This is a genomic window from Methylobacterium sp. Leaf469 (assembly GCF_001424745.1).
Taxonomy (GTDB): Bacteria; Pseudomonadota; Alphaproteobacteria; order Rhizobiales; family Beijerinckiaceae; genus Methylobacterium.
Window position 1 is genome coordinate 598,123 of sequence record NZ_LMRE01000001.1, and the last position, 12,318, is coordinate 610,440.

A 12,318-nucleotide genomic window follows, 5' to 3' on the forward strand; every position below is an offset into this window, starting at 1 on the left:
GTGCGTGTTTCGTCAGCGCCGGGCCAGGGCCAGGCGCGGCCGCTCCGATCCGCCGGACAGGCCGAGGCCCGCCGTGTTGTGGCAGAGGGCGAGCATCCGGGCGGCACGCTGCGTGTAGGTGTGGTCGCGCAAGGCGCGGATCTGCGCCCGCATCGCGATGGCCTGGATCGCATCGGGGTCGTCCAGGGCCTGCTCGATGGCGCGGGCGATGTCGGCGACCCCGTCCACGAGGAGGATTTCCCGGCCCGGCTCGAAGGCGTCGCAGATCTCCAGGCCGGTGGCGAAGAACAGCTGCGCCGAACCGGCGAGCGCGACCTCGAAGGTGCGCGGCCCCGGCGTCGCTGGCGGCAGGGCGAAGCGCCGGTTGGCGATATCGAGATCGCGGCCGATGTTGAGGGTCAGGCGGGCGTCGGCGGCGTGATCCGCCATCTCGGCCGCGGTGAGGCGCCGGTTGGTGGCGCAGCGGATGTCGGAGGGCCAGCCGGTCCCGAGGATCGCCACGGGATGACGCGACAGCACCGCATCCGCACGGCGGATCAAGGCGACGCGGTTCGGGTAGGCGACACCGCAGAAGAACACCATGGTCTCGCGCTCGGGCAGCGGCGTGAGATCACGGAGGTGCCGCGTCCGCGAGGCGGCCAGGGGCAGGTGGTGGACGTTGTCATGCCGGTAATGGTGCACCGCCCAGGAATCGTTCGAGAAGATGATGTCCGCGGTGAGTTCGGCCTTGAACGCGTAATCGAACTCGTACGGGTCGTCGTGAAGCCAGTAAGCCAGTTCGGCGCCTATACTGTCGGCGGCACGGCGAAGACCGCGCAAATCCGAAGCATCCGGCACGATACTGCCGACCGCAACCACGAGATCGGGGTAGAATACACGGATCGCTGCCGGCGCGAGGTCGAGGGGGACCGCCAGCACGCGATCGGATCCAAGAACCTCAGCAAACCCTTCTGCCAAGCAGGGGCGAATCGAAGTATTCGTGTTCATTGCATCGTTGAACGTACTCGTCACGAGCACTTTCGGCCGGCCAAAACTCCGGCCGTTGTAAAAATTCATCCTGCGACTCGGGCTGAACAACGGGGCCTGTCGGTTTGACTTTGTGAACGCTAGAACAATAAGTCTGGGTCCTTCGATTGTCCATGCAATCGCAAAAAAACCGCCTATTGGGTAAAAGTGGCAATAGACTATACTTCTGATCGGCAAATGAGTTGGGATGTTCCGGCAGATCTTCGCGAGGCGACGCAGTCGGCGCGCACGGACATGTCCGGCACGGATCCGCGCGTGCTCCATCCCTTTCGGTCACTCCTCACCGGTTCGGTCCTCGTCGCCGGGGGCGCGACCGCCGATCTCGTGGCGGCCCTCCGTGAGACCGCACGGTCGGTGACGATCCTGAAGGCGCGAGCGGACCAGTCTCGCTACGATGCCGTGGTGTTGCTCCATCCAACGACCTCGGCCTTGGACGGCCTCGGCGTCCCCCCCGGCGAAGGGGAAGCCGATTCAGCGCGTCGGTGTCCGCCGGATTCGGGGGCCGGGACCGACCGTCTCACCCAGGCCCTCGACCGAGCGGCCGGGCTCCTGCGGCCCGGTGGACGGCTCGTCGTGGTGGTGGCGAACGCGTCGAGCCTGCGCCACCTCACCGGCCATTCGGAGGCGGATGCCACCCTCGACCCGGTCGGCTTCGCGGATCGCGCGCATCCCGACGGCTCGGCGCTGCCGACGCGGCGCCGCCTGCGGGACCGGCTCGCCCGCCTCGGCCTCACGCAGCAGGCATGGTGGTTTCCCTTTCCCGATCACCGCCTCGCCCTCAGCCTCGTCGGCGAACGCGGTCTCGACGCGGGTGGACCGTTCGAGCCCGGTCTCCTCGCCGCTGCCGCTGCGCCGTTCGATCCGGACGGCCCCGGACCGGGCGGACTCTCGCTCCAGCGTGCCTGGGCGGCCGTGGCCCGCGCCGAACTCCTCGGCGATCTCGCCCCCGCCTTCGCGGTCGCGGCGTCGGTGTCGACCCTTCCGGAAGACCCGCGGCTCGCCCTGCATTTCGGCCATCGCCGCCGACCCGCCTTCGACAAGGTGGTCGGCTTCGTGCGCGTGGGCGATGCGATCCGCGTGACCCGTGCGCCGCTCCACGCGGATCTGCCGCGAACGGTGGATGGGGTGACCAACCGGTTCCCCGACGAGCCCTTCGTGCCCGGCGTGCCGTGGCAGGCGGGTCTGCAGGCCTTGCTCGCCCACGACGGCTGGACCGTGGCCGGGATCGTGGCCTGGGCCTCGGTCTGGCGGGATGCCGTGCGGGCGCACTATGCCGACGGCGCGGACCTCACCCTGGGAACGCCGCTTCCGGGCGAGGCCGTCGATGCAATTCCGCGCAATCTCCTGCACCGGGGCGGCGTCCCGGTCTTCATCGACGCCGAGTGGGAGGTCGAGGCCCTCTGCTTCGGTCATCTCCTCGTGCGGGGGCTGATCAACGCATTCACGGATGTCGAGGTCTGCGGGTCGCCCGCCCCCGGAATCAGCCCGACCTTGCTGCCGCTCGTGCTCGCTGTCGCCGAGGGCCTCGGCATCACCCTCGACGCGGCGGCCCTGGACGAGGCGCTCGCCCGGGAAAATCGGTTCCAGACGGCGGTGAGCGGGATCGAAACGCGCCGGAACCGGGCGTGGCTCGGAGCGACGTCGCTGCCGTTGCGCACGGGCCCGCCCGACCCCTTCGCCGAACGAGACCGTGCCCTCGCCCACCTGCATGGCGAGGTTGCGGCGCTCCGCGCGGACGGTGACCGCCGGGTCGCCGCGGTGACCGAGGACTTGGAGGAATCCCGCCGCCGGACCGACCGGGTGGTCCGCTACGCGGCGGAGCTCGACCGCGAGCGCGGGCGGCTGGCGCACGCCCTTGCCGCTGCGCAAAGCACAATGCAAGGGCAAAGCCCGTCACCGGAGGAAGCGGGAGCACGGCGCGGTGCCTTCCATCGACGCGGCAGGCCGGCCCTTGCCGCCGTGGTGCGGACGGTGCTGGCGACGGGCCTCGGCCGCCTCGCATTCCGCAGGAGCGACGCCCGGCGATGACGCATCCCTATCGCGGGCTGCCCGACCGGGCGTTCTGGGGCCGTGCCTTCGCGGAGCGCTCCCCCCACGCCCTCGTCAATCCGGCCACCGACCCGCTGATTCCGCACGACGCCGCCATCATGTCCGTGGGCAGCTGCTTTGCCGCCAACCTGGTTCCGTTCCTGGAACGGGCCGGCCTGCACTACCTCCGCACCGAGCCCTTGGCCGACTGGCTGCGGATTCCCCCCGAAGCCATGGGCTACGGCCGCTACAGCGCCGCCTACGGCAACGTCTACACCGCCCGGCAACTGCTGCAGCTCCTGCGGCGAGCCTGTGGCACGTTCGCGCCGCAAGAGGATCGCTGGTGCGAACCCGACCGGATCGTCGATCCCTACCGGCCCGGCCTGCGCTACGCCGCCCGAACCGAAGCCGAGTTCGAAGCCTTGACCGCCCAGCACCTGCGGCTGACGCGGGATGCCTTCGCGCGGGCCGGCGTGCTCATCGTCACCCTCGGACTCACGGAGGCCTGGACGGCCCGGGACGGGGCGGTGTTTCCCGCCTGCCCCGGCACCGTGGCGGGGCGGTTCGATCCGGCCCGGCACCGGTTCGTCGAGTTTTCCTGCGCGGAGGTGACGGAGGACCTCGCCGCCTTCGTCGCGGACCTGCGCGCCTTCAACCCGGCGGTCAGGATCATCCTCACGGTCTCGCCGGTGCCCCTCGTCGCCACGGCGGGCGGGCGCCACGTGCTGGAAGCCTCCACCCACGCCAAGGCGGTGCTGCGCGTGGCCCCCGAGAGCGTCGCCCGCGGCGCGACCGACGTGATCTACTTTCCGGCCTACGAGATCGTCACCGGCCCCCAGGCGCCGGACACCTTCTTCGCCCCCGACCGCCGCAACGTCAGCCGGGAGGGGATCGCGGCGGTGATGCGGGTGTTCCTCGCCGCGTGCGGCCGCGACCCGCCGGGCGAGACCGACCCAGCCCCATCGGCGACGCCCGTGAGCGCCGTCCTCTCCGGCGCCATCGCCGAGACCGAATGCGAGGAGGAGATGGCCGGGCATCCCGGCCCCACCGGACCACCCGCCCCCACTCACGGGTCACCGAGCCCCGAGACCGCCGCCATGCCCGACGATGCCCCCGATCCCGAGACAGCCGCAAGGATCGCCACGCTCGCGGCGGAGCACGGCCCCCTGCCGCCGGATTTCGAGGGCGCCGGCTATATCGGCCTTCACCCGGACCTCGCGGCCCTGTTCGCCCATCCGTGGCAGGGCGACCTGCACTACCTCGAACACGGACGCCGCGAGGGCCGGCTCTATCCCTCGAACGTGACGCGCGCCGAGACCAAGGTGGCACAGGCCCAGCGCATCGCCCTCGTGCTCGACGGGCTCGACGGGGCCGGCAAGTCGACGATCGCCCGCCTCGTCGCCGAGGCCATCGGCGGCTGCGTTCTCCATCCCTACGACGGCAACGGGCCGCTCCTGGTCTGGCTCGCGCGCACGGGGCAGCACGCGCTCGCCGATGCCGTCGCTCACGCCGCGGTCGCCATGGCCATGGACCGGGTGCCCGAGGGCGTGCCCATCGTGTTCGACCGGCACTGGTTCACCGCCTCGCAGCTGCTCTCCTCGCTCTACCGCCCCGGCTGGGAGCCCCGGCCCTTCACCCTCCTGTGCTGGGCCGACCGCGAGACCACCGTCGCCCGCATGATCGCGCGCGGCGAGGACCGCGACGCCCTGGAGATGACGCAGGACCGGGTCGAGACCTACCGGCGGCTGGCCGCCGAACTCGACGTGCCGCTCCTCGACACCTCGCGCACCACGCCCGAGGCGGCGGCGGAACGGGCCCTGGCCCTGATGACCGAGCGCGGCATCCTGCCGTGGCGGGGCACGTCGTGAGCGCCATCGTCATCGCCGGCCACTCGCACCGCAAGGCGCTCGGCGTGGCGCGGGGCGACCGCGCCGAGGCACCCGCCCTCCTGCCCCTCGACACCGAGGACCGGCGCTTCGTCGGCCTCTCGGGAAGCCCGAAGCAGGCCGTGTACTGGGACCGTCTCTGCGCGCACGCATCGGGGCGGCGCCTCGCGCTGGCCTGGGAAGGCAACCGCTACAACGATGCCTTCCTTCTCCAGGGCAGCCCCGCCTTCGACCTCGTCGTCGCCGAACTCGCCCACCTGCCGTTGCGCGACAACGCCGTCGTCGTCCCCGAGCGGGCCGTGCGTGCGCGCTTCGCCGAGACCGGGGCGGGACTCGCGGCGTTCCTGGAGCGGCTCGCGGCCCATGGCCCCGCCCGCGTCGTTCTCGTCAGCGCGCCACCGCCGAAAGCCGATGCCGCGCGCCTCGCCGAACTCATCGGCATCGGGGCCTACGGCGCCAAGCTCGCGGCGGCTCACGGCCTCGATCCGCACGACCTCGCTCTGACGCCCGCCACGGTGCGGCTCAAGCTCTGGCAGGTGGAGCAAAACGTGCAGCGGGCGGTGGCGGACCGGTTCTGCATCGCTTTCGTACCGGCACCCGCGGCCTGCGCCGACGCCGACGGCTGTCTCCACCCGGATTACTGGGCGCACGACGTCACCCACGCCAACGCCTCCTACGGCGCCCTCATGCGTGACGAAATCGCTAACCATTTCACGTGAAAAAGGAGGCGGGCGACGATGCGCCTGGTGATGACGCTGCTGATCCGCAACGAGATCGACATCATCGCGGACTTCCTCACCTACCACCTCGCCCAAGGGGTGGATTTCATCGTCATCACCGACAACGGATCCACCGACGGCACCCTCGACGTGGTCGCGCGGTTCGTGCCGACGGGGCGGGTCTGCCTCCTCGTCGAGGAGGATCAGGATTACCGACAATACGCCTGGGTCACCCGGATGGCGCGCCTCGCCCGCGATCTCCTGAAGGCCGACTGGATCATCAACAGCGACGCCGACGAGTTCTGGCACGCCGCCGGCGGCAACCTGAAACAGGTACTGGCGCAGGCCTCCGCCGATGTGCTCATGGTCCGCCGCCGCAACATGATCCCGCCAGAGGAAGGCAGCGGTCGCGACGTGCTCGTCGACGGGACCCTCGCCGTGCTGGCGCCGGTGGCGGATCGAAGCCGCTCCAAGCTCATCCGCACCGTCAGCGCCAAGGCGGTGTGCCGGGCGGATGGATTCGTCTCCATCGGCCAGGGCAACCACGAGGCGACCTACGACCGCCCGGTGACGCAGGCGGACGAACCGCGCCTCACCATCTACCACTATCCGATCCGGACCTACGCCCAGTTCGAGGCGAAGGTGATCCAGGGCGGGGCGGCCTATGCCCGCAACACCGAGTTCGACCGAAGCGTCGGCGGCCATTGGCGGCGGTGGTACGCGACCTGGGAAGCGGGCGGCCTGCGGGCCGCGTACGACGCCATCGTGCTCGATCCTGCGGCCCGCGCGGCGGCCGTGGCCGAGGGCATTCTCGGAGACGACGATACCCTGGCGCGTCATTTCCGGAGTCGGGTCCGGAGTCGGGCCGACGCCGCGCCCCCGGAGGAAGCCCGGCGCATGGCCGACCTCGTCTCCCTCGATGGTCCCCTGCCCGGGGATTTCGACGCGGGCGGCTACCTGCGCCTGCATCCCGACCTCGCCGATCTGTTCACCCTGCCCTGGCAGGGCGCGCTGCACTACCTCGAACACGGCCGGCGCGAGGGCCGGATCTACCCCTCGGCGCGTACGCGGGCGCAGGAGAAGGCGGACCAGGCCGGACGCATCGCCCTCGCCGTCGACGGGCTCGACGGCTCGGGCAAGTCGGCGGTGGCGCGCCACGTGGCGGCGGCTCTCGGCGCCACGGTGCTCGACCCGTTTGCCGGCCGGGTCGGCGCCCTGATGGTGCATCTCGCCCGCCTCGGCCAGCACGACCGCGCCGACGCCGTGGCGCACGACGCCGTCGCCCTGGCGCTGGCGGAGGCGCCCCCGGGGCCGGTGGTATTCGACCGGCACTGGTTCACGGCGTCGCAATTGCTGTCGAAGGCCTACCGCGCCGGGTGGGAGCCGCGCCCGTTCAGCGTGATGACCTGGGCCGACCGCCCCGCCACCCTGGCGCGGCTGGCCGCGCGCGGCATCGATGCCGCGGCGGAGATGCCGGAGGACCGGATCGACACCTACCGGCGCCTCGCGGCCGAGCTCGACGTGCCGCTCCTCGACACCACCTTCACAACTCCGGAAGAGGCGGCAACGCGGGTGCTGGCCCTGATGTCTCTGGGGACGCCGTCCTGAGGGAGGCCAGGGAAGACAGTCGGGCTCTGCCCGACACCCACCGAAGGGCTTGCCCTTCGGTATCCCGGGATCAGGCGGGCTGGGGGTCCACCGGTCCCTGTGGGATGCGCCGATCCCAGCCAATGTGGCGGACATAGCCGCCCCGATCGAGAATCACCGCCCGGAAGCCGAGCGCGTGGTAGTGCTGCGAGATCTGGCCCTCGTGCTTCAGCGGGCTCACGAGGATGCGGCTGAAGCTGCCGATCGCGGCATAGTCCGACAGGCGGCGCAGGCCGGGGTTGAACGTGAACCCGTGCCACTTGCCCCGGTAGCCGAAGGCGAGCACGCCGAAATCCCCCGCCGGGGAGACGAAGTGCAGGGGATGCCCGTTGGTGTCGTCCCAGGCCCGCAGCCACACGCAGATCGTCGAGGGATCGGCGGCGAGCAGGCGGCGGCTGCGCTCGATGAAACCGCCGCGATAGAATTCCCAATCGTCCTCGAGGTGGAAGATGTAGGGCGTGCGGACCTCGGCGTAGCCGGCCTCGATGGCGGCGATCTGCCCCCGCGACCGGCCGAGGCGGAGCAGGCGCGCACCGTGGCGCCGGCAGATTGCGGAGGGGTCGCCCCTCCCATCCTCGACCACGAGGATCTCGGCGATGCCTTGATCGGTGTTCCAGGCCCGGAAGCTCGCCAGCGTGCGTTCGAGAAGGTCGTGGCGCCCGCACGAGGTGAGCACGACGGTGACGTCGGGGGAGTTTGGCGCAGGCTTGCCACCCCGCAGCCACCGCCATCCGGCCTTCCACGGCATCGCGTCATCCTGTTCCAAAAAAGCAACAGGGGCCGGCTCGTGTCCGAGCCGGCCCCTATCGTTCCGATGCGCCCGATCAGAACGTGTAGCGAACCCCGCCGCGCACCGCCTGGATCGTATCGGAGGAGGCGAGCTCGGCGTCGTAGCCGAGGAAGCCGGCCAAGCCCGGAGCCAGTTCCGTGCTCACGCCGAGGCCGACCAGAGCCCGGTCCCGGGCGAGGCGACGGCCGGAGACCGCGAACGGCACCGTCGGCACCAGGGTGAAGGACGCCCCGACGGTGCGGCTGATATCGGCGAAGTCGTGGACGTAGGCCGCCTTGACCCAGAACGAAACCGGACGCCCGTTCAGCACCGTCGTCGCCGTCTCCAAGCGGCCGCCGACCAGGGTGCGGGCCGAGAGGAAGTCCTTGGCGGCGATGGTGAGGCTGAGGGGGCCCACGCTGCCCTCGCGGACCCGGTCCTGATCGAAGGTGTTCACCTGGAACCCGACGAAGGGCGACAGCACCGTGGTGGGCGCAACCGCGAAGCGGTAGCCGAGCTCGCCCGCGGAGATGAACTGATCACCGCTAACCTTGCCCTGCGCGCCACCGGCCTGGATCTGCGCCAAGCCGAGGGACCGGTTCACGCGGCCCTCCGCATGGGCGTAGCCGACGGTGGCGTTGGCGTAGAGGGCGCCGCTGGAGACGCCGCCATAGATGCCGACCTGGGCGTTGTCGGTGTGCGCCCGCGCGCCGGTGCGGTTCAGGCCGACGTCGACGGAGCCGTAACCCGCAGCGATGCCCAGCACCGTGCCGACCTGCGGGTGGAAGTCGATGCCGCCCGCCATGCCGGCAACGGTCTCGGAGCGGCCGGCCGCGTTGGCGGTGGAGTCGACGCTTCCGAACTGGCCGTAGCCCGTGGCCCAGACGCCGTAGCCGCGGCTCGTCTCGACGAAGCGGGGGGCGGGCACGGGGGCGCGGTTCGGCATGTCGGCGGCGTAGACCGTCGGCGGCAGGGTGAAGCCCGTCGGGCCGACTTCCGTGCTGGCCGCATAGGCCCGCGACAGGAGCTGGCTGCCGAACGCGCGGCCCGAGCGGAGCTGCGGATCGGCCAGCGACGCGTAGCCCTGGCCGGCGACCCGGTCGAGGGTCGCGGCGATCCCGGCGTTGCTCTGGTTGTCGATGACGAGGAGCGCCTGCGGGTTGTTGGCGAGCGCCGCATCGAGGCCCCGGGCGACGTTGGCCTGGTTCGCCGTCTGCGCCACGAGGCCGAAGCTCTGCTGGGCCAGGGTGACGTAGGCGTTGTCGGCGTCGGAGGAGGCGATCGCGCGGATCAGGAAGGGCAGCGAGCCATTGTCGGTGACGTTGGCGAAGTTGCCCCGCACGCCGCCGGCGGCGCTGACCAGGGTGTACCGGGCGTTGGGTAGGTAGGTGCCCGCCGCCGCCGTGACGCTGGCGGTGCCGGCGAGGGCCGCGGTGCCCGTGGCGACGAGGCGGGACGCTTGGCCGTCGACGCCGAGGGTGGTCTGGAGCGTGCCGCCGGCCTGCTGGACGAAGTTCGTCACCGTCAGGGTGCCGAAGGGGGCGGCGGTGCTGCCCGGGGCGACGATGCCGGCGTTGGTCAGAGTGCCGGCGACGCGGCCGGTGCCCACCAGGGTGCCGGCGGTGCCCACGCCGGTGTTGGCGTTGAGGGTGGAGTTCACCGTGAGGACGCCGCCCGCCACCGTCGCGCCGCCCGAGAAGGTCTGCGTCGAGCCGGAGGCCAGGGTCCAGGCGCCATCGGCCTGGCGCAGGGTGGTGAACCCGGCGACGTTGCCGGTGAGCGTGCCGGTGCCCGACAGGTTCAGGGCGTTGATGCCGAGCCCCTGCGCGGTGATGTTGCCGCCGATGGTCGAGCCGGTGCCGAGGTTCACGGTGTTCCGAGTCGCCGCGACATCCGCGAAGGTGATGTTGCCGGTGATCGTGCCGGTGTTGGTCAGGGTGTGGTTGCCCATGCCGTACTGGACGTTGCCACTGAGACGCCCGGCATTCGTCGTGGTGCTGTTGCGGCGGTTGGCCGTGGTGGCCACCTGTGGGTCGGCGTCGGTGAAGCGCACGTCGCCGGTGATGACACCCGTGGCGGCGTTGGTGAGCACGCCGTCGCCGGCGCCGTAGACCACGATGGCCTGACCACCCGCCGGGCCTGTGATCGTGCCGGCATTGGCGATGGTGAAGGCGTGCGCCCGGCCCTGAATGGCACGGACCCCGGTGCCGGTGCCGCTGATCGTGGCGCCGGCGCGGTTGGTGACGCTCAGCGCCGCGACGTCGTCGTCGGAATCGATGGCCGCCACGGCCGCCGTGCCGGTGCCGTTGCGGGTCGCCGCGATGATGCCCGCGTTGGTGATCGCCATGGAGGCGATGTTCTCACCCGCATAGATGCCGCGCGAGATGCCGATGCCGTTCTCCGTCACCGCGATGGTGCCGTTGTTGGTGACCGCCACGTTGGCGAAGTCGGCGCCCGTCGAGTTCGTCAGCACGCCGTAGACGCGGGTGGCGGCGGTGTTGGCGCGGCCCGCCGCACCAGTGCCCACGAGGGTGCCGTTGTTGACCAGACTCGTGTTCGAGCCCGACAGGTTCACGGTCTTGTTGGTGAGCGTGCTGTTCACGGTGAGCTGCGCGCCCGAGCCCGTCACCTGGATCAGGCCGGCGACGTTCTGCGTCGAGCCGGCGCCCAGGGTCAGGTTTCCACCCGCCACCGTGAGGTTGCCCGAGAGATTCTGGACCGAGCCGCTGGCGGTGGTCCAGGCGCTGCCGGTGCCGGTCTGGTTGAGGCTGGTGAAGCCCGAGACCGTGCCGGTGAGGGTGCCGGTGCCCGACAGGTTGAGATTGTTCGTGCCGAGGCCCTGCGCGGTGATGTTGCCGCCGATGCTGGACCCGGTGCCGAGGTTCACCGTGTTCACGGTGGCGGCAACGTCGAGGAACGACAGGCCGCCGGTGATGCGGCCGGTGTTGTTCACGGTCTGGTTGCCGCCGCCGAAGGCGACGTTGCCGTTGATGGTGCCAGCGTTGGTGAGGGTGCCGGTGCGGCGCAGGTTCACCACCGTCGTGGCGGTCTGGAGATCCTGGTCGAAGTTGCGGACATCGCCGTTGATGACGCCAGTGGCCGTGTTGGTGATGACGGTGTTGTAGGCGCGGACAGTGGTGGCGTCGCCGGCATTACCGGCATTCACCGCGAAGGTTGCGATGGCGGCCTCATTGGCGGTGGTGTTGGTGAGGGTGCCGCTGTTGTTGATCTCGTACTGGGCGGCGCGGCCCGAGATCGCGCGGGTGTTCGTGCCCGTAGCGGTGATCCGGCCGCCGGCGGCGTTGTTGACCACGAGACGGTCGGTATCGTCGTCGGAATCCACTCCCGCCACCACGGCCGTCGTCGCCGTGGCGGAGGTGCCGCGCGTCGCCGAAATCAGGCCGGTGTTGTTGAGCGTGAACAGCGTGGTGTTCTCGCCGGAATAGATGCCCCGGGCGATGCCGTTGCCGTTCTGCGTCACCGCGATGGTGCCGGAATTGGTCACCGTGGTGCTCTCGTACTGCGAGCCCGCCGGCGCGCTCGAATAGGCGCCGTAGACCCGGGTCGTGGTGTTGCCGGCCGGCGCCGTGAGGGTGATCGTGCCGGTGTTGTTCAGGGTCGAGCGGTCACCCGCCAGGTTCACGCCGAAATTGTCGCGGTTCAGCGGCGCGGTGTTGCCGACGGTGCCGGCATTGTTGACGATACTCGTGCCGTTCACCCGCACATTGGTGAAGCTCGGGTTCGTGCCGGCGCTCGTCTGCTGCGAACCGATGGTGCCGCCCGGCTGGATGCTGACCGTGAGGCCGGTGGCGGCGGCCGGCGCGACGTAGCCGGTCGGCTGCGCATCGGTGCAGGTCACGGTCTGCCCGCTGGCGGGCGAAGCCGGTTGGCACGCCGCCGAGGCCTCGGCGATCAACATGCTCCACACGGGAACGCTCACCATCAGTGAGCGGCGCAGCACTTGACCTTGCCTCGACATCGTATCCCCCAGGATTTTATGATTTTGATTGGTCGGCCGCTCGCATGCGCTGCCAATGGAGCGACGATTACGGACAGCACGAGCAGAGTCAAAAATTAGTTCTGTGTTCGAGGGCCGGTGTCCGGTATTTGATTTTACAAGATGCAAATCAATCACACATTCTTCTTAGAACGCGGACTTTAGACACGAACATCACGGTATTCAGGCAGGATTTCTATTTAAAACAGGCAGAACGGACAGGAAAAACTGGCAATTCGCGTCGAG

7 protein-coding genes are annotated in these 12,318 nt (G+C 70.3%); 4 read left to right on the forward strand and 3 right to left on the reverse strand.

Annotated features, from left to right (window positions below):
• Positions 1 to 12 precede the first annotated feature (12 nt).
• Complete coding sequence (locus ASG60_RS02850) at positions 13 to 918, reverse strand: glycosyltransferase (protein ID WP_244476555.1); 906 nt, start codon at positions 916 to 918, stop codon at positions 13 to 15.
• 363 nt (positions 919 to 1,281) lie between these two features.
• On the opposite strand from ASG60_RS02850, the gene ASG60_RS02855 reads away from it, so the two are divergent.
• Genes ASG60_RS02855 through ASG60_RS21745 form a run of 4 tightly spaced genes read left to right on the forward strand, consistent with a single transcriptional unit; the run spans position 1,282 to position 7,267 of the window.
• A complete protein-coding gene (locus tag ASG60_RS02855; protein ID WP_156398766.1) occupies positions 1,282 to 3,054 on the forward strand; it encodes a hypothetical protein in 1,773 nt (590 codons plus the stop codon).
• Positions 3,051 to 4,922: a GSCFA domain-containing protein gene (locus ASG60_RS02860; protein WP_056384181.1), complete on the forward strand. Its 1,872-nt coding sequence runs from the start codon at positions 3,051 to 3,053 to the stop codon at positions 4,920 to 4,922. The genes ASG60_RS02855 and ASG60_RS02860 overlap by 4 nt, the downstream gene beginning before the upstream one ends.
• Positions 4,919 to 5,659 carry a hypothetical protein gene (locus ASG60_RS02865; protein ID WP_162244769.1) on the forward strand — a complete coding sequence of 247 codons (741 nt, stop codon included), beginning with the start codon at positions 4,919 to 4,921 and terminating at the stop codon, positions 5,657 to 5,659. The genes ASG60_RS02860 and ASG60_RS02865 overlap by 4 nt, the downstream gene beginning before the upstream one ends.
• An 18-nt stretch (positions 5,660 to 5,677) precedes the next feature.
• A complete protein-coding gene (locus ASG60_RS21745; protein ID WP_082531583.1) occupies positions 5,678 to 7,267 on the forward strand; it encodes a glycosyltransferase family 2 protein in 1,590 nt (529 codons plus the stop codon).
• A gap of 70 nt (positions 7,268 to 7,337) precedes the next feature.
• Here ASG60_RS21745 and ASG60_RS02875 read toward each other — a convergent pair whose 3' ends face one another.
• Together ASG60_RS02875 and ASG60_RS02880 are read right to left on the reverse strand one after the other, a co-directional pair.
• Positions 7,338 to 8,054, reverse strand: a complete 717-nt coding sequence (locus ASG60_RS02875) for a glycosyltransferase (protein ID WP_056265083.1) — start codon at positions 8,052 to 8,054, stop codon at positions 7,338 to 7,340.
• A 76-nt stretch (positions 8,055 to 8,130) separates the two neighbouring features.
• Positions 8,131 to 11,994: an autotransporter domain-containing protein gene (locus tag ASG60_RS02880; RefSeq protein WP_244476566.1), complete on the reverse strand. Its 3,864-nt coding sequence runs from the start codon at positions 11,992 to 11,994 to the stop codon at positions 8,131 to 8,133.
• Positions 11,995 to 12,318: the final 324 nt, after the last annotated feature.